A 21,961-nucleotide genomic window follows, 5' to 3' on the forward strand; every position below is an offset into this window, starting at 1 on the left:
CCGCGCTGTTCACCGCGTACCTCAACCGCGGCAGTCATCAGCCCGAATCTCTCCACGTCCGACCGTGGTTCGCAGTACCAACTCACCCTGTATTCCCCGCTCGGCGTCTGCCGCTCGGGTCATCACTCGTCTACCAAAGGAGTTGATCGCATGCACACCCACCCATCATCGAACGACAACGAACGCGAGGTCATCGAGAACCGGCTCGACGTCAACCGGCGCGCTCTCATCGACACCGCACGCGGTCTGTCCGATGAAGATGCACGTCGACGAATGGTGTCCTCTCTGACCACGCCGATCTCTCTCATCAAACATGCTGCTGCGGCAGAACGGATCTGGTTTCAACGGTTCTGGGGCCGACGGGCCGAAGACGACTGCGATGGCTACTCCCGCCGCGATGAGGGAACCTTCACCGTCGACGACTCCGCCACGCTCCACGACGTCATCTCCGAGTACGAGCGGGCGATCGAGGTGTCGCGGGACATCGCCGCCGGGTTCGATCTGGATGCCGTACAGGTCGAACCACACGAGGGGCCCGTCAGCATGCGGTGGACCCTGCTGATGATGATCGCCGAGACAGCCAGGCACGCTGGGCACGGTGACATCCTGCGCGAGCAGATCACCGCTCCTCGTCCGCAGTCCGAAGTGCCATTCCTCGCAACGGGTCCCGACGAGGTCGAGCAGGAAATCATCGCCGCCTTCGAGAAAATGCGAACCACCATCCTCACCCGCAACCGGCACGAGCTGGTCGAACTGCACGACCCCGAATTCCTGGGCACGGAGCTCCCCGGGAACGTGATAACCGCCGACGAGCACATTGCCACGACCATGAATTCACGCGATCTCGAGATGGAGTTCTTCGACATACGAGTCAAGGCTTTTGGCGACATCGCGTTGTCCTGGGCACGGCAGACTCTCGCCGGTCATCTCGAACCCGATGACCCGGGAACGTCCCCGGAGGTGGCAGCTCGTGTCGAGAGCGAAGGGGTCCACTGGTCGATGCTTGTCGTGTGGCGCCACACGCGAGGCCGGTGGCGGATGCTGTCGTACCAGGTCACGCCCATCGCGGACGACCGATGGGAAGCGTGAATGGGCCCGCCGCCGACAGTCAGCGTCGAGCAGCACACCGGACACGGAGCCTTTGACCGATGGCCGACCACAGACCGTGTCACATATGGACGCGCAGCGGTGTCTTGAGGACGTGGTCATCATTCAACGAAAGGGACCGTCATGAAAACGCTCGTAGTCTGCGCATCGCGGTCATCGCATCAGAACACCCGCCGCATCGCCGACGCCCTGGGCGGCGCGCTCGATGCCGACGTCGTCACGCCTGATGAGGTGACGCCGGCCATGCTCGCCGAGGCCGACCGCATCGGCGTCGGTTCGGGTATCTACTGGATGAGCTTCGACCCACGCCTGATGGAGTGGGTTCGCGGCCTTACCGACATGTCCGGCCGCGACGCATTCATCTTCTCCACGAGCGGCCTACCGGAGACAGCCCTTCGTCGGTACACCAATACATTCGAACAACTTCTGCGACAACGAGGGTTTCGCTACCTCGGCGCCTTCGGCTGTCGCGGCCTGGACACCTGGGGACCGTTCGGGCTGATCGGCGGGGTGAGCCGAGGCCGACCCGACGCAGACGACCTCGCTGCCGCCCAGAGCTTTGCGGCGGGTCTGCGCCGTTGAGCTCAGCGGCTGCCCCTCCCCCGGGCGACCTCCAGACGCCGGTGGGCGTCGGTCCAGGTGGGTCGTTCGAACGACGGGATCGTCCAGAAGGTGAACGACGCATCGGCGGTGTGGTCGCGGAAGCCCGTCATCACCGACCTGTGCGGTTCGATGGTGATCATGGCGTCGATCGCGGCGCGATCACGCCAGGCGCTCAGCGTGTAGAACTCCCGGCGCAGCGGGTGGGCCACCAGCGCAACACCTATCGCACCATCCGCTCGTCGGACCTGACCGCGCACTCGAAGTGCCGCCACGAAGAACGGGAGAACCTGACGGAAGGTCCTGAGCTCGAATCGAGATGCCATCACGACGATTTCGTCATCGGTCGGGCTTGTCGCGGTGGGCCCTGCGGACCACGGCAGAGTCGGCATTGCTCTTCCTCTCTGTGTTGGCAGCGCCCGGTTGGTAGAACGCCGTTCTATAGAACAGTGTTCTACATGCATCGGGGTTCCGCAAGGCCCTCACGGCGCACGACCCTGACGCGTTGTCCACAACCCCGCGTGGCGCCTGTCCACCGATGATGCCCATGTGACGAACTTCGTTGCGCCTGTGCACAACTGATAGAAACTGTCGGACCCCCTCACTACAATCGGTCACATGTTCGAGGGGTGGAATCAGGTCGGGGACGCAGCCATGGGGTTGCTGCCCGACCGTGTCGGTGCGCCGGTCAACGACGTTCTCGGCGAGATGCGCTACGCCGCTGCCGGCCTCGGCTACCTCGAGTGGGTCACCTTTCGCGACGCTGCCGAACTGCACACCCAGCTCGTCGAGCCCGAGATGGTCACCGACGTCCGCATGCTCGACGCACTGACACGGTGCGCGACCCGGATCGCCACCCAGCTCAGCATCTCGCAGATATCCGGCGAGGGGTTGCTGCACCGCGCGATCGCTTTGCGCGACCGACTCCCCCAGGTCCTCGAGTGCCTGAAACTGGGACTGGTCGCTCCCCGCCACATCCGCACGATCGTCTCGCGCACCGAACTGGTCGACGGCGAGGAGTACGCCCCCGAGGTCGACGCCGCGATCGCAGAGTCGTTGCGCCGCAGAGGTTCCTGGTCAGACCACCGGATGCGCGACATGGTCGACCGAATCGTCTACCGCCACGACCCTGACGCCGTGCGCGAACGTCGTCGGCGCGCCCTCGACGACCGTGGCTGCTGGATCGAGCGCGGCGAGGACGGCATGGCCGAGATCGGTGCATCGATGTCGGCCGAGAACGCCCTCCTCGCCTACAAGAACGTGTGCGACCTGGCCGACAAGGTATGCGCCGATGACGGCCGCACGAAAGCGCAGCGACGCAGCGATGCCTCGTTCACGCTGCAGAGCGGTGCCGCCTGGGAATGCCTGTGCCCCAACGCCGACTGCAGCGTCGCGACCGCAGCCGGGCCTGATCCAGAACCCGAGCCGGACGACACCGAGGGGTTCGACCAGGCCGCGGGCGAGGAGCCGACGTCTGACGGTCCGCGAGTCGATGCCCCCTACGTGCCGAGGCCTACTCCGGCATCAACCCCGACACAGGCCGACCGTCGACACTGCAACGCGCCAACAGCGCCCAACCGTAAGCAGCGTCGAGCCGCGGGGACCCACGCGCAACTGCATGCGTACACCGATCCCGCGACCGCGAACGGCACCGCCGACCACCCCGGTTTCCTCGATGGGTACGGCGTCATCTCCGCCGACCACGTCCGCGATCTGCTCACCGATCCCGGTGTCCGGATGCACGTTCTGGGCAATCGGTACGACGCAGACGGGACGGTTCGGCCCCAGCCGTGCACGCAACCCGCAAATCCCTACCGTCCGTCGACCGCGCTGCGCACCTACGTCCGTGCGCGGGATCAGTACTGCATGTGGCCAGGCTGCAACCGAGCCGCATGCGACACCGACCTCGACCACACCGACGAATACGACCACCGCAACCCCGAACGCGGCGGACAGACCTCGCCCACCGGCCTGGTCGCGCTCTGTAGGTTCCATCACCTGATCAAGACGTTCACCACGTGGCTCACCGAACAGTTCATCGGTGCCGACGGCAGGATGCGGTTCACGGTCACCACACCGGAAGGTCTTACGCACGACGGACCGGCCCACACCGGCGAGGACGTCATCCCCGGGCTCACCGACATCGAGTTCGAGCACCCACCGGACGCACCGCCACCGCGCGGCCCCGACGCCGAAGCCACCGGCGAGCCCACCAGACGCCGCACACGCCTGGAGGACAAGCTCGCCCGCAGACGCACCGAACGCGAGCGCAACCGGGCGCGCCGCGAGGACGACGCGACCGAGCGACGACGAGCCGCCGACGATGACCCGCCGCCGCCGTTCTAGTCGGCCACTAGGCTGGCCGGATGCTGCTGTGGATCAACGGACCGTTCGGTGTCGGCAAGACGCAGACCGCCTTCGAGATCCACCGCCGTGCGCCGGGCAGCATCATCTGCGACCCCGAGCAGGTCGGATTCGGTCTGCACCGCATGATGCCGCGATCACTGCGCGGCGACTTCCAGGAACTGCGCGCCTGGCGACAGGGCGTCTACGAGGTCCTCGACCTCACCCTGGCCGAGCACGACGGCCCGGTCATCGCGCCGATGACACTGGTCAACTCCTACTACTTCGACCAGATCATCGGCCGACTCCGCGACCGCGGCCGCGAGGTCTGCCACGTCACGCTGATGGCCGAGCCGGACACCGTCCGCGGGCGCATCGGTCGCCGCGGTCTCGGACTGAAGGCGGATCCGTTCGCGGTGTCGAAGGTCGACTCATCCCTTGATGAACTCCGGCGCGACGAGTTCGCCACCCACATCGACACCGAAGACCTCAGCATCCCGCTGACCGCCGACCGGATCGGCGAGATCGCGGGGCTCACCCTCGAACCGAACACCGACGGGCCCGTCCGCAACGCGATCAACCAGGGACTGACCACCGCGCGTCACATCCGACTCGGCCTGTAGCGCACAGACCTGTCGGCGGGGAATCCACAAGCAAGAAAACGGGATTTGCTGACTGCACCTCGTCGGACCGCATCACGAACCGGCGGCTGTCAGTCGAACATACGAACTCCGAGCCCGCCGACCCATCGGCACGTCGGTGCATCCGACCGGAGGCGCCACTTTTGCGCCTCCAAAACCATTGGCGCACTGTGCGATAGGGAACCGTTGATCCGTTCGGCGGACACGTTTCTCGACAGCCGAACCGTTCGCTAGCTCACCTAACCGCTGTACTCCCAACGCAATCCGAGTGTTTAAGTGGCCTTCAGCAATTCACTCTGGAGGGGTTTTCACGATGTCGATGAGCACTGGTCCTATCGCGGCCGGTTGGCCGGATGAGTCGGCAGAGGCCGGCGCGGTCCGCCGCCGCCGCACGATCATCCTGGGAGTGATCGCGGCAGTGCTCGCGATCATCGTGGCGGTGGCGACCGTAATCGTCGTCGCCACACATGACTCCGGCCGTTCTGCTGATCTGTCACTGGTGGCCGAAACCTCGACGGGCGACGACCCGTTCAGCCCGTCGGTGAGTCTGACCAACAAGCCGTTGCGCAACGACGTCCGACTGGCCGGCACCACGGGCACCTATACCGGTCGCGGCGTGCGCGCGGTCGCCGGGAACACCACCGGCCTCTACGGCGGCACGGAGAACTCGACGTGCGATGTGGCCAAGCTGGCCAATTTCCTGTCCGAGAACCCCGACAAGGGACGCGCCTGGGCCGGGGTGTTCGGGATCAGCCGCTCGGAGATCCCCTACTACCTCGACAGTCTCACGCCGGTGGTCCTCACCTCCGACACGTGGGTGACCAACCACAGTTACGCCGGCGGCGAGGCCACCCCGTTCCAGGCCATCCTGCAGACCGGAACCGCGGTCCTCGTCGACGACGCAGGCGTGCCCCGCGTGCGTTGCTCTTGCGGCAACCCGCTCGCCCCGTCGGCGAGCGCACCGCTGTCGCGCTACAACGTGACCGGCAACCGATGGAAGGGGTACCAGCCCACCAACGTCGTCTACGTCAGCTACAACACGACCAACAACACCACCAACGTCGCGGCTCCTGCGGGCGTGGCCCCGACACCGGCCGCGCTGAGCCTGGTCAACACCGATACCGCCGGGACGTTGATGCGCACTGTCGGTGGGCTTCTCGACCTGGCCGGCCTCCCACCACTGGCCGCTCCGCTGCCCACCGCCGCGTCACTGAACGTGCCGTTCCGCTCCGACGACGCCGCGGTGCAGTCCGCGAACGGCGTCGGCTCCCGGGCCGTCGCCCTCGCCGAGTCGGCATCGCTCGAGGCCCCCGCTCCGGCGCCGGCGCAGGCTCGCTCGGAGGGAAGCGCCTCGAGTGAGGTCGCGCCGCCTGTCGCCGACCCGAACCTGGCCGCCCCTGTGCCCACCACGGCCGCGTCCTCCGGGGTTCCGGCACCGTCGAGCCCCGCCGCACCCGCACCGATCGCGCCGTCCGCCGGACCGCCTGTGCCGGAGACGATCCCGCCGACTCCGGCGGCCGCGCCCCCGTCACCGACCGGATTCACCGGTTCCGGCGCCTCGGTGGTCGCGTTGACCTTCGCCGCCGCCGACGGTGTCCCGGTCAGCTGCACCGTTCCCGAGCCGGTGGCCGAGACGACCGCGGTGGAGACCACCTCGCCGACCGAGGTACCGACCACCACCACGGAGACCTCGACCGAAGCACCCGTCGAGACGACGACCGCCGAGCCGACCGTCACCGAGGCGCCGACCGCGATCGTGGTCCCGTCGTCCATCGTCGAGGTGACGCTGAGCTGCAACTCGCCGGTGGTCTACACAGCGGACATCAGCGACCTGACGTCCGCGGCGGTAACCACCGCCACGGGCACCGACGGGATCTGGACCGCACCCCTGGAAGCCGACGGCGTTCGCGCAGCCACTCCGATAATGACCGCGACCTATGGCCGGTGACGCGGTGGTGGTCGACACCGACGAGACAACGCTCTGCTCCAACTGCTCCAGCGAACTGACCCCCGGGGCCGCGTTCTGCACCCGCTGCGGGTCGGGGGTCGCCGACCGTGCGGTGGCCCCGCCCTCGGACGCACCCGAAGCCGTCGTGACCGTCGCGGAACCGGCGGCTCCGTCGGTCGACGTGGACACGAGATGGGCCGGTCTTCGCCCGGTGGGCGTCGGCATCCGAGTGCTGAGCTTCCTGCTCGACCTGTCGGCGCTGCTGGTCGTGGGCTCGGCGACTGCAGCCCTGTCGATCGTCGTCGGGGTTCCTGCGATCGCGACCGTGATCGCCCCCCTCGCGGTGGTCGCGGTCTGGATCTGGAATCTGTCGTGGTTGATCGTGTCCGGCAACAGTTTCGGCAAGGCTGCGGTCGGTGTCCGTGCTGTCGGAGCCACCACGCTGGACACGCCGGCCGCCCTCCCCGCGGTGCTGCGCAGCGTGCTGTTCGGCGCCACGGCAGGGATCGTCTCGGTCACCGTGCTGGTCGATCGCACGCCGTGGAAACGCGGCTGGCACGACATCGCCTCGGGGATCATCCTGGTCGACGCCCTGAACGGCCGGAACCCGTTGGGCCCCCGCCCGGTGGCGTCCGTGCTGCGTCGGCCGGAGCGAGGACTGCAAACGGTGGCCGCTCCGATCCCGTTCTCGCCGACCACGCCGAACTGACCGCGCACCCATGAAGCTCAAACTGGCGGTCACCGAACCCGATGGGCCACCGCGGGCGGTGCTGATGACGGCAGATGCCAGCGTCACCGTCGGCGAAGTCGCTGTCGCGCTTCGTGATCGTGCGGTGGGAGCCGAGGACGGGTCGGCGGTGACCCTGGCCATCGACAGCCCGGCGTCGGAACCCGATCGCCAGGCTCGACCCCTCGACCCTGCCGAGACCGTGATCGAGTCCGGGGTTCGCTCCGGCACCGCGGTACGTGTCACACCTGTCGATTCCGCACCGTCGGGGGGAAACAGTCACAAGCGTGGCCGTTCGGTGGCCATGGTCCGGGTGCTCGGCGGACCCGACGCCGGCCGCGAGTTCCATCTACCCGAGGGGACCAGCACGATCGGTCGGTCCGAGACCGACCACGTGACCCTGGCGGATCCGACCGTGGGCGCCGCCCAGGCCGCCGTCGTGGTCGCCGACACGATCACGGTCGTCGATCACGGTGCATCGGGTGGCGTGCGCATCGGCACCACCTCCGTCCGGCGGGCGCTGGTCAACGCATCCGACGTCATCTCGCTGGGACAGACCGCGCTGGCGATCGTCCACACACAGCGTGCGGGCAGCACCGCCCGGGACAGTCCCGGCTTCGAGTTCAACCGCTCGCCACGGGTGATCGCGCGTTTCGAAGGCGACGTGGTCGAAGCCCCGGAGCCACCCGGTGCGCCCGAACCCACTCGGCTGCCCATCATCTCGATGCTCTCGCCGCTGGTGATGGGGGTCGTGCTCTTCGCGATCACCAGGAACATCCTGACCATCGCGTTCATCGCCCTGAGTCCGCTGTTGATGGTCGGCATGTACGCGGACGCGACGATGCAGTCGAAGAAGAAGGCGCGCATCGCGGCCGAGCGCTTCCACGCCGCACTGCGGGCGACCGCCGCCGAACTCGACACACTCGCCAATGTCGAGCGGGCCGTCCGACTCTCCGAGACCCCGTCGGCGACCGACGCCATCGATGCGATCCACCGACTCAGTGGGTTGCTCTGGACCCATCGCCCCGAACACTCGGGCTTCCTCACGCTCCGTCTCGGAGTCGGTGACGTCGCCTCCCGCACAACGGTGACGATGCCGACATCCGCCGACGCGAGCGCTGCCCACCGCGCTCGGTTGGTGGCCCTGCGGGATCAGTTCGCCATGGTGGCCGACGTCCCGGTGGTCGCCGACCTGCGCTCGGCAGGGTCGCTCGGTGTGTGCGGCCCCGGGCAGTTGGCGCACGGCGTGGCACGGGGACTCGTCGTCCAGTTGGCGGGACTCCACTCGCCCGCCGACGTCGCGCTGACCGCCATCGTCTCGACCGCCAGCCGTCCGTCCTGGGAATGGTTGAGGTGGCTACCCCACGTGGGCTCGGTGTACAGCCCACTCGTCGGCGACCATCTCGCGGACGACTCCGCAGGCGGATCTGTCCTGCTCGCTGCACTCGACGGGCTGGTACGCGAGCGCCGTGCCACCGAGACCGAGGCCGAACCACGCCTCGCGACCACCGGGATCAGCGACGGTCGACCCACGTTGGTCAAGTCGATCCCACGGTTGCCCGCGGTGGTGGTCATCGTCGAAGACGATGCGCCGGTTGACCGTTCCCGCATCACACGACTCGCCGAGATGGGCGCCGACGTCGGCGTGTACGTCATCTGGGTCGCCTCGTCGTTGGCCAACCTACCGGCGGTGTGCCGATCGTTCGTCCTGGTCGAGACCGAGTCGACCGGGTCGACCGCCGGTGAGGTGCGGTTGGGGCAACACACCTATCCGATCGCATGCGAGGCCGTCGCCGTTCCGGTGGCCGATCAAGTCGCGCGTCTGCTCTCCCCGATCGTCGACGTCGGCGTCTCGGTGGCGGACGAGACCGACCTGCCTACGTCGCTGCCGTTCCTCTCCCTCACCGGCGACGGGGTCGCGGTGCGGTCCGACAGCGTACTGGCCCGATGGCAGGCAACCGATTCCATCATCGACCGCGCCGCCGGCCGGACGGTGCGACGCCGGGTGGACGGAACTCTGCGCGCCCCGGTCGGCTCGACCGGCCCGGACACCTTCTGGCTCGATCTGCGCGAACACGGGCCGCACGCGCTCGTCGGTGGGACGACCGGCGCCGGCAAGAGCGAGTTCCTGCAGACCTGGATCCTGGGCATGGCCACCGAACACAGCCCGGATCGGGTGAACTTCCTGTTCGTCGACTACAAGGGTGGAACCGCGTTCGCCGACTGTGTCCGGTTGCCGCACAGCGTCGGTCTCGTCACCGACCTCTCCCCGCACCTCGTGACACGCGCCCTCACCTCGCTGCGCGCGGAGGTCCGTCGGCGTGAGGAGTTGTTGAACGCCAAGCACGCCAAGGATCTCGTGTCACTGGAGCGCAGCGGCGATCTCGACACCCCACCGAGCCTCGTGATCATCGTCGACGAGTTCGCCGCACTGGCCAAGGAGGTACCCGAGTTCGTCGACGGGGTCATCGACATCGCGCAGCGTGGACGGTCACTCGGTCTCCATCTGATCCTCGCGACGCAGCGACCCGCAGGCGTCATCAAGGAGAGCCTGCGGGCCAACACCAACCTGCGCATCGCCCTGCGCATGGCCGATGCGGACGACTCCACCGACATCCTGGGCTCACCGGACGCCGCGTTCTTTCCCCCGCAGGTGCCCGGTCGCGCTGCGGCGAAGATCGGTAACGCACGGACACAGGCGTTTCAGAGCGGGTACACCGGCGGGTGGACCGTCGGCCGTGAGGTGGTGACCTCGGTCGAGGTCGCCGACTTGGCGTTCGGCACGGGCACGGTGTGGGAGTCGTCCGAGGCCACCGCCGCACCCGACACCGAGCTCGGTGACCCCGACATCGTCCATGTCGTGTCGACGGTGTGCCGTGCGGCGGCCGACGCCGTCATCGCGACACCGCGTCGTCCATGGCTCCCCGAACTGCAGACTCACTACGACCTCGCGGAGCTGGTCACCGGCGAGGACCGACCGGCTGCCGGGGGCCACGTCTCCTACGTCCTGGGAGTCGCCGACGACCCGGAACGTCAGTCACAACCGGCAACTCACTTCTCACCCGACATCGACGGGAACCTGGTGGTCCTGGGCACCGGCGGGGCAGGCAAGTCCGCGTTGTTGCGCAGCATCGCCGCGGTTGCGTCGATGTCGGAGCCCGACACCGCCGTCGAGATCTTCGGAATCGACTGCGGGACGGGCGGCCTACGGATGCTCGAGGCTCTGCCGACCGTCGGTTCGATCGTCGCCGGCGACGACGACGAACGGGTGGGCCGGTTGCTGCGCCGGCTCGTCGCCGAGATCGGGGACCGCAGCGACTCGTTCGGACCGGCTGCATCCACACTGCCGCAGTACCGGGTCGCCGCCGACGCTCCCGGGACGTCGCGCATCATCCTGTTGCTCGACGGTCTCGCGGCCTTTCGCGAGATGTACGAGACCTCCGCCCTGTCGCCCTATCTCGAGATGGTGACCCGGATCGCCGGCGACGGACGCGCGGTGGGCGTCCACGTCTTGGTGAGCGCTGATCGACACACCGCCGTGCCCTCATCGCTCGGTGCACTGATCCAGAAGCGTCTGGTATTGCGACTCGCCGACGACACCGACTACCTCCTCGCCGGGGTTCCGACGGATGCGCTCTTCGGCTCGCCTCCCGGCCGCGGACACCTGGACGGTCGGGTGGTCCACGTCGGAACGCTCGGCGGTTCGCCCGACACCGCGGTGCAGGCAGCGGCGATGTCGGCCCTCGGTGACCGGTTGCGCGAGAGCGGCGTCGAGCAGGCAGCTCCCGTCGCCGCGCTGCCCGAGCAGATCTCGCTCGCGGACATGCCCGATCGCGTCCGCACCCTGCCCGTCATCGGGCTGCGTGACGTCGATCTGGGTCCGTGCACGGTGGTCCCACGCGGGACGCTGATGGTGACCGGCCCACCGGGCAGCGGGCGCAGCGGCGCCCTGGCGACGCTGGTGACCGCGGTGAAGCGAGCGCAACCGGACATCCGGACGCTGTTGCTCACACCCCGGCGCTCGACACTCGCCGACCTGCCGACCTGGGACGCGCTCGCGGTCGGGACAGACGATGTGCAGACCCGCATCGCGGACGTCTCGGGATTCGTCGAGACCGCCGAGCCGGGATCCCTGATGGTGGTGATCGAATCGGTGACCTCGTTCACCGGCATGATCGAATCGGAACTGTTGGGTCTCGTGAAGGCCTGCACCCAGGCCGACCAGATGGTGGTGGCAGAAGCCGAGATCTCGACCTGGAGTGGCGCTTTCACCATCGCGCAGGCGTTCAAGGCTGCGCGTCGGGGAATCCTCCTCCATCCCGGCGATCTCGACACCGAGACCTATTTCCAGACGCCCACCGAGCGCCGACGCAGATCGCCGCTCATCCCGGGCCGCGGGTACTTCATCGAGCGCGGGACGGCGGTGAGAGTCCAACTGGCGCAAACACACTGACCCATCCGACCGACTCGATCCACACCCGAACACAGACAGCAGGAGATCATGGCATTCACCGGACTCGATTCCGACCAGGTACGACAGCTCGCCGCACAGCTCAACAACAAGGCCGGTGAGATCGAGAACATCCTCACCCAGTTGACCTCGCAGCTCAACGGGGTGAATTGGATCGGCGGTGACGCCGAACGGTTCAAAGGTGAGTGGTCCGGAACCCACACCGCCCAGCTCAAGCAGGTCATCAGCGCGCTGCACCAGGCATCTCAGACGGCCACGCAGAACGCTCAGGAGCAGGAGACGGCCAGCCGCTGAGCGGTCGGTCGGACACGAGCGAAGGGCAGGACTCGTCATGACAACGATCCTCGGCGCGGACGCAGATCAACTCCGGACACTGTCGACAGCCATGACCACCGCGGCCGGCCGGCTCGAGCAGTCGGTGACGACGGTCGGCACACGGGCCGCCGACGCGTCGGTGTGGCGGGGAGCCGATGCGGAGCGGTTTCGTTCGGAGTGGTCGTCGTCGATCGTCCCTGCCCTTCGCTCGGTGGCGGCGGGTCTACGTGAGGCATCGGGTCGGCTCACCCGGGAGGCGGCCGAACAGGACGCTGCGAGTTCAGCCGCCGGCCCCGGCGCCACCGGGTCACCCGCGCATCATCCGCCGGGCGCCTCCACTCCCACCGCCGGCTCACCCGGTTCGGGCTTCTCGATGTCGCCGGAAGCGATGCGTGACCTCGCTCTGTTCGCGGCCGGAAAACTCGATCCCGACATCGCGACCGCCTCGATGATCGCCGACTACGGCGGGCGACTCGACGAACTGGTCACAAACATCAACTCCGGCGACGGCCTGAACACCGCGAACTCGCTCATCGGGCTGGCCGGTGGCGTGCTGCGCGACGTGCCGCTGGGACCCGTCGGGGAACTGTCCGGTTCGGCCATCGGTCTGGCTCAATTCATCGGCGAACACGCGGCAGAGGCCGACTTCTCGGCCGAGGGCATCAACACGGTGACCTCGTTCATCGCCGACGACCCGATGGGTGCCCTCCAGGGTGCCGGCGAGGGCATCGCCGACAACGCCGCCGAGATTCTGGGTCTCGTCCCCTGGATCCCCGGGGTACACCGATGATCGGCACCGGCCCGCTCCCCTCGGCCGCCACCGACGGCCTGCGTCTGACCGAGGACGAGGTGATGGCGGTGATCGGTGTTCGGCGTCGTTCGTGGCCGACGACGTTCCTCACCGTGGCCGAGCAATCCGGGCACCGGGTCGACGACACGCAGGGACGCCGAATGGTGGAACGCGGCGGTTACTCGCTCGTCGCCCGAGGACTGGCACGGGTCATCGACGGGCGTTTCGTCCTGTCCGGTGCGGTGACCCGCCTGCTGGATCCGCTGGACTCCCCCGCCCACACAGTGGTCTTCGGCGGCGCGACGGGGTCACCGTCCGATCCGCTCGCCCCCGTGATCCGATTCTGCCGCCACGGAACGAGCACCTTCGTCGATTCGGCGTCCGCATCAGGGATACGCACGCTGCGAATCGCCTCCGACGACGAGTGCACCCGCGAACTGGAGGCTTCGGTGGCCGCAGTTTTCGACGGTCTGGTCCAGGATTCGACTGCCGCCGTCCACGTCCTCCACCCTGAGATCGACAGTGCTGTGGTGACGACGGTGACCAGGGGCCGTGTCACGGTCGGCCAGATGACGAGTGACGGCCACTGGTCGCAGCGGACCCAATCGCCGTTCCTCGCCGTGTCCGACCTGCTGGCCGGGTTCGTCCGGGACTGACCTAGTCGGTCAGTTGCTTCAGTCGATGACGACGGCGTAGGACCCGACACCGATGAGCCGGTTGCCCGGCGCGGTCTCGGAGTCGAGCACGATGCCGGTGATCGTGCCGGACGCCTCGTCGAACTCGACGTCCTTGACCGACCCGAGTTCCGCACCGGCGGTGCTCAGCACCCGCTTGCCGAGCACGGTGTGGTGCTTGTCGGCGAGCACGGCGACGTCACCGACGGCCTCGGTGATCTTCTCGTCGGACTCGACCGTGACCGCGTCATCGCCGAAGCCCTTGACGTCACCCCACAGGACCACGTCGCCGTCCTTGGTCTTCTTGACCTCGACGGCCACGACCGACCGCGACGCGGGGTCGACGACGAAGCCGGCCACCTTCGCGATGGTCTCGGCGGTGGTGGTGCTGACGACCTTGCGGCCCTTGGCATCTGAGAACAGCATCAGTGGGAGCCCTTCAGGTGAGCGCGGAAGTCGTCGACGGCGGCACCGAATCCGGCGAGGTCGTCACGAACGAAGTCGACGGTGCCGGCGGGCACCATCAGGTGCTCGGCCGACGCGGCGAGGGTGTCGGGCAGCGGGATGAGGACCTTGGTGCTGTTGGTCTTCAGCGCCTCCGACGCCTCGATCTCGTAACCGACGACGTCGCACTGACCGCCGTTGGCGCCGCTGACCTCGATGATGACGTCGATGACCTTGCCCAGGTCGGTGCCCGAGTCGGTCAGGACCCGCGACCCGAGGACATCGCCGTGCCCGGAACCCGAGCCCGACCCGGAGACCCCGGCGAACGCCTCGTCCGGTGAGACCAGGACGTCCTCGCGCAGGATCATGACCGCGTCCGGCCCCAGTGCGGCAACCGACTTCCACGCCAGGACCTCTTTGCGCGGACCGGAGAACAGGCCGCGACCGGCGAGCGTGAAGCCGGCGACCTCGCCGCCGCCCGGCGCGTAGACGATGTCCTTGATCTGTGCGACGTCCTCGCCCTGCATCGTGACGACGGGACGCTTGGCGACCTCACCGGCGCGCATCAACATGCTCATGCGGACTTGTCCCGGGGTGTCGTGTCACCGAACGAGTCGCTGATGATGACCCCGCCCGACCGGCGCCGGGCCTGGATGGCGAGAACCGCCCCCACGATGACGGCGATCACCACCACGATGATGATCAACCAGGTCCACCACTGCATAACAACTCCCGAGTCTCGCAGACCGGCACGCGACGGGGCGTCGATGACGACAAGGGTCTGAGGACACCAACATACCCGGGACCGTTGAACGCGAACCCGCGCCGCGCGACCGTGGCGGAGCCGAAGCGACCACCGGCCCGCGATCCCGGCATCCGTTGCCCGACAGTCGGCACCGCGACGACCGGGTCGTGCTGGGCCGCCCGCGTCAGCGAGGCGAACGCCACGGTGGAGAGGATCGTGGGCGACCGGAGACCGTCGGAGTGCGGCCGACCGTAGCCGGCGCTACGTCCATCGATCCGTTCGTCAGTCCGTCGACCTGCGGACCGGTGCGCTTCTCGCGCAGTGAGACAACGACTTTCGGGTGCCGCTCATTGATCCTGATCAGGGTCGCCGGCAGCACATGCTGGTCGAACACCCGGGTGCCCTCATCGTGTCGAGATGGGGCAGGCGAGAAAGGGATCAGCTCGCGCGGGCCAACCACAGACGCTTGCGGCACACCGCCTTCATCTGTTCCACGACGTGGACGGGCATCGAGCCGTCGGCCGACTCGTCGAGGCGCGACCGGAGCCGGGTGAAGAACTCGACGTCGCCGAGGCCGAACTGCTCGCGGATCTTCTCGGCGGGGCCGCCGCCGTGCTGGAACCATCCGAGCTCGAAGCCGATGAGATCATCGTCGATCATCCGATGGCCGCCTTGCCCCAGTCCGCTGTCCACGCTCATCTGCCTCACCTCATCCGATTCGTCCCGTGCCGCTCGCCGCCGCTTGACGACGTCACCATTGTGCACTCGGTCACGTAACCACGCCACCATTTTCGTCTGCATGGAGATTACGTTATCGAGGCTAAATTACGGCGAGAAAAACGTTCCGTACCAGTCGGTTACGGACATTTCGGTGAGTTCCCACGTCGGCGACGGTTCCCGTCAGTGAGAGGTCCCAAGGGCTCGGGCGATGCGGCACCAGGTGTTCACGCGAGCATCGTGTCGGATATGTGCGGTGCGCGGAGAAAGATGCTCCGGACACGCAAATGGGGAGCGACCCGAAGGTCGCTCCCCATCTGGAGAACTGTCAGTTCACACGATCAGCCGAGGCTGAACGGCTTGCCGTACAGGGTGACGTAGCCGTCGACCGCGTCGGTCGAGACCTTCACCGTGATGGCGGCCTTGGCCGAGGCGTAGCCCGCGCAGCCGTTGACCTGGAAGGTCTCCTGGCTGTAGGCGATGCCGCCGCGCTTGCCCGCGAACGAGAAGCTGCTGTCGGCGGTCTCGGAGTCGTTGTACTTGCCGACGCCGCTGTCGAGGACCGGCACGAACTTGGCAACACCCGGGGCGATGGTCACCGAGCCGTTGATACCGGCATCCGTGTCACCCGCAGCGGTGGCCGGGTCGTTGGCCACCGAGAAGTTGCCGCTGCCGCCGCCACTGCCGCCGGCGCTGAAGTCGACCTGGCAACCGACGAGGTAGCCGGCGTTGACGCCGCCACCGGTCGCGCCCGAGCCGCCGACGGTGACGAGCACCTTGCCGGAGACCCACACATTGCGGGTGGTGGCGTTGGCCGCACCCGAACGGGCGCGGGTGACGAACTCGTCCTTGAGCTGGACCGACACCGAGGTGCCGTCGGCCAGCTTCTGGGTGATGAAGCCGCCGGGCAGCTTGCCCGCGGCGGCGTTACCGGCACCCAGGCTGGCCAGAGCCACGGCCGAGACGCTGGCGATGGCCGCGGCTGCTGCCACGGAACGCATCTTGTTGTTCTTCATGATTCCCCTTACGGAATTCAGTCTGCTTGCGGCAGATAAAGTTTCGAGAGTATGGAGTGTTTTATCTGCTGCGTCAGTTCAGGCTGAACGGAGCGCCGTACAGGGTCGACTTGATGTAGTAGTCGCCCTTGACGACGACCTGCGAGTACGCGCGCGCCGTGGCGTAGCCACCGCACTGCTGGGTGTCGATCTGCAGGCGCTTGTACTGGATGATCGCCTGCCCACCCTTGATCGTCTTCGCGTCAGCGACTGGGAAGAACGACGCCTTACCGGGAGACAGCGGCAGCGAGAAGGTGCCGCCGAGGATTCCCTCGGGCGCCAAGTTGAAGGTGCCCGAAAGGCCCAGCGAGAGGCCGCCGACGTTGATCTGGCAGCCGACGATGTAGCCGGAGACCAGGGTGGCCTCGCTGCCCTTGGGGGCGGTCGCGACGATGGTGCCGCTGACCTCGGCCGCGCGGCCGAAGGTGTTGTTGGCCTGCGAGGGAACCGGGTACGCGCTCTCACCGGCGCGCTTGATGGTGACCTTGGCGCCATCGACACCGATGGTGGTCTTGGAGCCATTCGGAAGAGGGCCCGCGGCGGCAGTGCCTGCGCCCAAGGAGGCCATACCGACCGCGGCAGCCGCGGCGATGGCGGCCGCGCCGGCCAGGCGGCGAAGGCCGGAGTTGCTCATCTTGCTCATTCGTTCCCTCTCACGGAAGTGCGTTATCCAGACGACATCGGAATGTTAGCCCGGAGTGACCTGACGGTTCTGCGAAATACTGACCTGGGTGATTGACGAGCACATTGCGCGCTGTTACCGCGAAGTTAATTCCCGGCCACTGCTCTGGTGCCCCCAACGCCGGGAGTGTTCTGCAGGACTCGGCACCACCGCGGTGTGTGGTGCGTCATCACGGCGAACGTTAGCGGTATGCAACCGCCTGAACAACACAAAGACGTGCCGTGTCGCAAAAGCCCAGCACATTGATCGCAAATCGCGCATTCACTGGTGCGCAATACGTGCGACTTAGATCGCCGAGGTGATATGTCCGATGTGACCGTTGTGACGTGGGGTTACTCGTGATGCGGTGGTCGGTTGGTGAGAAGCCACTCGTCGGCACTCGAACCCCGATCCGCGTGATCCTTGTCACTGTTGGTGAGGCTAGCCTCATCTGACGTCACGGCGGGCATGTCGTCGCCGAAGATCTCCGCCAGACGCCGCCGTTCGTCCCAACTCGTGCGATCGGTCATCACCCCATTGTCCACCCGCCGGGACTGTCTCGAGAAAACCGAGAACCCGGACCTCCGCTGGGCGGTGATCCGGGTTCGTCGGTGTGGTTCGTGAGTCGGCGCGGGGTCAGAACTCGCTGATCGACTCGATGACGTGCTTGGCCAGCGGCGTCACCGTGGCCATGCCATCACGCACCGCGGCGCGTGAGCTGGCGAGATTGACCACCAGGGTCTGTCCGGACATGCCGGCGACACCACGGGAGAGACCGGCGTCGGCCGCACCCGCGGCCAGACCCGAACTCCGCACGGCCTCCTCGATCCCGCGCAGGTTGCGGTCGAGCAGTCCGGTGGTCGCCTCCGGGGTGACGTCGCGGGGCCGGACCCCGACACCGCCGACCGAGATGACCAGGTCGACACCGCCGATGACCGCGGTGTTGAGAGCGTTGCGGATCTCCACCTCGTCGGCCGCGACGGCGACCATGGCGTCGACGTGGAACCCGGCCTCGGTGAGCAACTCCCCCACCAGCGGTCCGATCAGGGTCTGGTCCTCGCCGTGGGCGGCGCGGTCGTCGACCACCACCACCAGGGCGCGACCGAGATCCTGCGATTCGAGACTGACCGACATCTTCTGTCCCTCTCCGGTGCCCGCGGCCAGACGCTCGGCCGCGATCTCCGCCGCGACGAGGTCGTGCTGGGTGACGCCAGTGTCGTGAGCGAACTCCTGTTCGCTGTCCGCGATCACACTATCGGTGGTGATCGGGGGCAGGATCCGCAGGATTCCGGTGCGGTCGTCGGTGGTGGACATCAATTTCCCCCGGTGTTCAGAGTGTCGAGCGTGACCTGGACGGTTCGGGTCGAACCGTTGGCCGAGAAGGTGATCGAGACGGTGTCGCCGGGCGCGTTCGATCGGATCGCGGCGACGAGTGCGTCACCCGAGCTGATGACGCGGTCGTTGACCTTGGTGATGAGCGCGCCCGCGGGGATGCCCGCGCGTGCCGCCGCGCCACCCGCGGTGACGTCGGAGATCTGTGCGCCGGGGGTGGTGGCCGCGGTGCCGGCCGAGCGCACCGAGACACCGAGTCCGGCCTGGGTGGCCTTGCCGGTCTGCTGCAGCTCCTTGGCCACGCGCATCGCCTGGTCGATCGGGATCGCGAAACCGAGGCCGATGCTGCCGCTCTGGCCGCCGCCCTCGCTGCTCGACCCGCTCGACAGGCTGGCGATGGCGGTGTTGATGCCGATCAGCGCGCCGTTGGCGTTGACGAGCGCGCCGCCGGAGTTACCCGGGTTGATCGCCGCGTCGGTCTGGATCGCGTCGATCACCGAGGCGGTGCTGTTGTCCTCGCCGGCCGTCGACACCGGGCGGTTCAGCGAGGAGATGATGCCGGTGGTGACGGTGCCCGCGAGACCCAGGGGCGAGCCGACCGCGATGACGTTCTGGCCCACCGCGAGGTTGCCGGACGTGCCGACGGTGATCGGGGTGAGACCGGTCTTGTCGGCCTTGATGACGGCGATGTCGGAGATGGGGTCGGTGCCGAGGACGCGTGCGCCCGACGTGCTGCCGTCGCTGTAGTTGACGGTGAGCTGGCCCGTGCCGCCGGTCTCGGCGGTGACCACGTGGTTGTTGGTGAGGATGACGCCGTCCGCGCTGAGCACCACGCCGGAGCCCTCGCCCTCACGGTTGCCCACCCGCACGTCGATGGAGACCACCGACGGCAGGACCTTGGCCGCCACGGCCTGCGTCGAACCGGCCGGGGCCGCGACGGGCTGGGCGGTGTCGCGGTCGCCGGCGATGGTGGAGCCGGTGAGCGACGAGGAGTTGCTGTCGTTGTCGACGCTCGCGCCGACGACCCCGCCGATACCGCCCGCGAGCGCACACGCGGCGATCACGGCGACGGCGAGACCCGCCTTGGAACCGCCGGAACGCTTCGCGGTCTGCGTCGACCCGGGGCCGCCCGCCGATCCGCCGGGGAAGTACGCCGGGCCCGCGCCGTACGGCGACTGACCGAACGACGATGTCGGGCCGGTCGGTGCCGACTGGCCGTACTGGGCGCTCTGGCCGTACGGGGAGGTCTGGCCGTAGGCGCCGGATTGTCCGTACCCGCCCTGGCCGTAGTTGCCCGCCGGCGGGAACTGGCTGGTCTCGGCGGACTCGTGCGCGCCGCCCTGCGTCGCGCCGAACTGGCCGGTCCCGTACTGACCCGAGCCGTACTGGGACGACCCGTACTGGCCGGAGCCGTACTGGCCCGCGGTGCCCTGGTCGGAGCCGTACTGACCCGGCTGCGCGCCGTAGCCGTACTGGTTCGCGCTGTAGGGGTTGGTGGTCGACGACTGGTCCGACTGATCACCGGACGGTTGGCCGTGAGCCCCGGAAGCGGACGACGGGGTCGCACCGGTCTCGCCGGTCGACTCGCCGTGCTCGGATCCCGACTCACGCTGGTTGTCAGAACCCGGCCCGTATTGGCTGTCGGTCATGGAGAAGTGCCCTTCGACGTGGCGGTGACCCTCGCGGTCACGCATGGAGGTGATCAATGAGGTTAACCGTGCTCTATCGCCCTGAGAGGGGACTGAGATCAGCCCGCGTTTTTTCATGAGCGTTCGAGATGCCGGGCCCCGGCGCGGTCGATGTCCGGTTCTGTCGGGGGCAGAGCGGCGTTGTCGCTGCTCAGCCGTCGATCATGGGGGGCTGTGGCTCCATCGGCGTGGGCCGGCCGGGTAGTTCGATGCGGATCAGCGCGCCGCCGAGATCCGACTCGCCCGCGGAGACGAGACCGCCGTGTTTGACCACGACCTGCCGCACGATCGCCAGGCCGAGCCCGGAGCCGGGCATCGATCGGGCCGCCGTCGAGCGGTAGAAGCGGTCGAAGACCAGGGCGCGGTCCTCGAACGGGATGCCCGGCCCGGCGTCGCCGACGGTGAGCTCGGCCCGCTCGGTCGAGATCTGACGGAGCGCCACCGCGACCGGTTGGCCCGGTGGACTCCACTTGGCGGCATTGTCGAGGACGTTGAGCACCGCACGCGAGAGCCCGTTGGACTCACCGAAGACGAACCACGGCGCCATCTGCACCGCGAACTCGACGTCGCTGCGACGGCGTCGGACACGCTCGAGCGCGCGGTCGACCACCTCCGAGAGGTCGACCTCCTCGTGCACCACCTGCGGCGCGTCGTCGCGGGCGAGGTCGACGAGGTCGCCGACGAGGGTCGAGAGCTCCTCGATCTGCGCCATCACGTCGTGTCGCAGATCGGCCATGTCGGACTCCGGGATGGGCGGTGCCCCGGGCGCGCTGGTCGCGATGAGCAGCTCGAGGTTCGTGCGCATCGACGTCAGCGGCGTGCGGAGCTCGTGACCGGCGTCGGCCACGAGCCGCGATTGTCGGTCGCGCGACTCGGCCAGCGCGCGCAGCATCAGGTTGAAGCTCTGGGTCAGACGGGCGAGTTCGTCGTTGCCGGTCACCGGGATCGGGTTGAGGTCGTCGGTGCGGGCGATGCGTTCGGACGCCTGGGTGAGTCGGGCCACGGGTCTCAGACCGGCCCGGGCCACCGTCGTACCCGCGACGGCGGCCAGGATCACCCCGCAGCCGCCGACGATCGCGAGCACCCAGGCGAGTCGGCCGAGGACCTTGTCGGTGGGGTCGAGGCTCTGGGCCATGATCAAGGTGTTGCCGTCCACCAGTTTTCGCGCCAGGACGCGCTGGTTGTCGACGGTGCGCAGGCTCGACGCGGACGCCGTGGTCGCGCCCCCGGCCATCACGACCGACCGCTCGGCGGCGCCGTAGGGCACGTCGCCGATCTGGAAGGCGCGACCGCTCGGCATCACCAGCGCGACGGAGATGTCGGTGGAGAAGACGGTTCCGGCGACGAGGTTCTCGGGAGCGTCGTCGAGGACGCCGTAGCGCGCTAGCTGCGTCATGCCCTCGGCGCGGTTCTCGAGTTGGGCGTCGACGTCGGCGTACATGGCGCGGTAGACCACGGCGTAGGCGCTGACGGCCATCACGGCCACCGCGATGCCCACCACCGTCGCCGCGAGCAGGGTGACGCGCAGTCGCAACGAGATCGAGCGCGTCAGCAGGGAGGCGTCGCGCATCTTGCCGTGCGACCGGGTGTCGGTGGGCGCGGTCAGTGGGGGCTGGGCGGCGGGGTCGGCGAAGGGGTCGTGCGACACCGGCGTCCAGCCCGGAGGTGCCTGGGAAGGATCTGGCTCCATCTGTCCGGGATCG

Annotated in this window: 20 protein-coding genes and 1 pseudogene; 11 read left to right on the forward strand and 10 right to left on the reverse strand. The window is 68.0% G+C overall.

The features are described 5' to 3' along the window. The first annotated feature begins 150 nt into the window (after nucleotides 1–150). Together LX13_RS23370 and LX13_RS02030 are read left to right on the forward strand one after the other, a co-directional pair. Nucleotides 151–1,089, forward strand: a complete 939-nt coding sequence (locus tag LX13_RS23370; protein ID WP_308214696.1) for a mycothiol transferase — start codon at nucleotides 151–153, stop codon at nucleotides 1,087–1,089. A gap of 141 nt (nucleotides 1,090–1,230) precedes the next feature. Further along, nucleotides 1,231–1,689 (forward strand): flavodoxin family protein, encoded by a 459-nt coding sequence (locus tag LX13_RS02030; protein ID WP_253659637.1) that lies wholly within the window; start codon nucleotides 1,231–1,233, stop codon nucleotides 1,687–1,689. A 2-nt stretch (nucleotides 1,690–1,691) separates the two neighbouring features. Here LX13_RS02030 and LX13_RS02035 read toward each other — a convergent pair whose 3' ends face one another. Continuing rightward, nucleotides 1,692–2,033, reverse strand: a complete 342-nt coding sequence (locus LX13_RS02035) for a DUF3291 domain-containing protein (RefSeq protein WP_253659638.1) — start codon at nucleotides 2,031–2,033, stop codon at nucleotides 1,692–1,694. A 292-nt stretch (nucleotides 2,034–2,325) separates the two neighbouring features. Between LX13_RS02035 and LX13_RS02040 the strand changes: the two genes are divergently transcribed. From LX13_RS02040 to LX13_RS02075, 9 genes and pseudogenes are all read left to right on the forward strand, one after another. Further along, the gene (locus tag LX13_RS02040) at nucleotides 2,326–4,053 is read left to right on the forward strand and encodes an HNH endonuclease (RefSeq protein WP_253659639.1); all 1,728 of its coding nucleotides are present in this window, start codon (nucleotides 2,326–2,328) and stop codon (nucleotides 4,051–4,053) included. A gap of 20 nt (nucleotides 4,054–4,073) precedes the next feature. Next, nucleotides 4,074–4,673: an AAA family ATPase gene (locus LX13_RS02045; RefSeq protein ID WP_253659640.1), complete on the forward strand. Its 600-nt coding sequence runs from the start codon at nucleotides 4,074–4,076 to the stop codon at nucleotides 4,671–4,673. 337 nt (nucleotides 4,674–5,010) lie between these two features. Continuing rightward, a complete protein-coding gene (locus LX13_RS02050; protein ID WP_253659641.1) occupies nucleotides 5,011–6,639 on the forward strand; it encodes a DUF6777 domain-containing protein in 1,629 nt (542 codons plus the stop codon). Beyond that, nucleotides 6,629–7,348 (forward strand): RDD family protein, encoded by a 720-nt coding sequence (locus LX13_RS02055; protein WP_253659642.1) that lies wholly within the window; start codon nucleotides 6,629–6,631, stop codon nucleotides 7,346–7,348. Before LX13_RS02050 ends, LX13_RS02055 begins: the two co-directional genes overlap by 11 nt. 322 nt (nucleotides 7,349–7,670) lie before the next feature. Further along, nucleotides 7,671–7,934: pseudogene (locus tag LX13_RS23575) on the forward strand (FHA domain-containing protein); the annotation flags it as partial. Nucleotides 7,935–8,528: 594 nt separating this feature from the next. Then, nucleotides 8,529–11,819 carry an FtsK/SpoIIIE domain-containing protein gene (locus LX13_RS02060; protein ID WP_372499850.1) on the forward strand — a complete coding sequence of 1,097 codons (3,291 nt, stop codon included), beginning with the start codon at nucleotides 8,529–8,531 and terminating at the stop codon, nucleotides 11,817–11,819. 48 nt (nucleotides 11,820–11,867) lie between these two features. After that, nucleotides 11,868–12,131 carry a WXG100 family type VII secretion target gene (locus LX13_RS02065; protein ID WP_253659644.1) on the forward strand — a complete coding sequence of 88 codons (264 nt, stop codon included), beginning with the start codon at nucleotides 11,868–11,870 and terminating at the stop codon, nucleotides 12,129–12,131. A 37-nt stretch (nucleotides 12,132–12,168) separates the two neighbouring features. Then, nucleotides 12,169–12,942 carry a WXG100 family type VII secretion target gene (locus tag LX13_RS02070; protein ID WP_253659645.1) on the forward strand — a complete coding sequence of 258 codons (774 nt, stop codon included), beginning with the start codon at nucleotides 12,169–12,171 and terminating at the stop codon, nucleotides 12,940–12,942. Further along, on the forward strand, nucleotides 12,939–13,598 hold the full coding sequence (locus LX13_RS02075; protein ID WP_253659646.1) for a hypothetical protein: 660 nt from the start codon (nucleotides 12,939–12,941) through the stop codon (nucleotides 13,596–13,598). Before LX13_RS02070 ends, LX13_RS02075 begins: the two co-directional genes overlap by 4 nt. Nucleotides 13,599–13,616: 18 nt before the next feature. On the opposite strand, the gene LX13_RS02080 is transcribed toward LX13_RS02075, so the two are convergent. The 9 genes from LX13_RS02080 to LX13_RS02120 all read right to left on the reverse strand — a co-directional run bounded on the left by LX13_RS02080 (nucleotide 13,617) and on the right by LX13_RS02120 (nucleotide 21,864). After that, a complete protein-coding gene (locus LX13_RS02080) occupies nucleotides 13,617–14,042 on the reverse strand; it encodes a PRC-barrel domain-containing protein (RefSeq protein WP_253659647.1) in 426 nt (141 codons plus the stop codon). Further along, on the reverse strand, nucleotides 14,042–14,638 hold the full coding sequence (locus tag LX13_RS02085) for a PRC-barrel domain-containing protein (RefSeq protein WP_253659648.1): 597 nt from the start codon (nucleotides 14,636–14,638) through the stop codon (nucleotides 14,042–14,044). The genes LX13_RS02080 and LX13_RS02085 overlap by 1 nt, the downstream gene beginning before the upstream one ends. Then, nucleotides 14,635–14,784: a hypothetical protein gene (locus tag LX13_RS02090; protein WP_253659649.1), complete on the reverse strand. Its 150-nt coding sequence runs from the start codon at nucleotides 14,782–14,784 to the stop codon at nucleotides 14,635–14,637. Before LX13_RS02090 ends, LX13_RS02085 begins: the two co-directional genes overlap by 4 nt. Nucleotides 14,785–15,243: 459 nt before the next feature. After that, nucleotides 15,244–15,504 carry a hypothetical protein gene (locus tag LX13_RS02095; RefSeq protein ID WP_253659650.1) on the reverse strand — a complete coding sequence of 87 codons (261 nt, stop codon included), beginning with the start codon at nucleotides 15,502–15,504 and terminating at the stop codon, nucleotides 15,244–15,246. 359 nt (nucleotides 15,505–15,863) lie between these two features. After that, on the reverse strand, nucleotides 15,864–16,538 hold the full coding sequence (locus LX13_RS02100; RefSeq protein WP_253659651.1) for an MspA family porin: 675 nt from the start codon (nucleotides 16,536–16,538) through the stop codon (nucleotides 15,864–15,866). Nucleotides 16,539–16,611: 73 nt separating this feature from the next. Beyond that, nucleotides 16,612–17,220, reverse strand: coding sequence for an MspA family porin (locus LX13_RS02105; RefSeq protein WP_253659652.1), 609 nt, complete (start codon nucleotides 17,218–17,220; stop codon nucleotides 16,612–16,614). 654 nt (nucleotides 17,221–17,874) lie between these two features. Beyond that, entirely contained in the window at nucleotides 17,875–18,552 is a 678-nt protein-coding gene (locus tag LX13_RS02110) for a MogA/MoaB family molybdenum cofactor biosynthesis protein (RefSeq protein ID WP_253659653.1), read from the reverse strand. Further along, the gene (locus LX13_RS02115) at nucleotides 18,552–20,219 is read right to left on the reverse strand and encodes a trypsin-like peptidase domain-containing protein (RefSeq protein WP_253659654.1); all 1,668 of its coding nucleotides are present in this window, start codon (nucleotides 20,217–20,219) and stop codon (nucleotides 18,552–18,554) included. Before LX13_RS02115 ends, LX13_RS02110 begins: the two co-directional genes overlap by 1 nt. A gap of 190 nt (nucleotides 20,220–20,409) precedes the next feature. Further along, a complete protein-coding gene (locus LX13_RS02120; protein WP_372499851.1) occupies nucleotides 20,410–21,864 on the reverse strand; it encodes a sensor histidine kinase in 1,455 nt (484 codons plus the stop codon). Nucleotides 21,865–21,961: the final 97 nt, after the last annotated feature.

It is taken from the genome of Williamsia maris (assembly GCF_024171815.1).
In the GTDB taxonomy this organism is placed as follows: domain Bacteria; phylum Actinomycetota; class Actinomycetes; order Mycobacteriales; family Mycobacteriaceae; genus Williamsia_A; species Williamsia_A maris.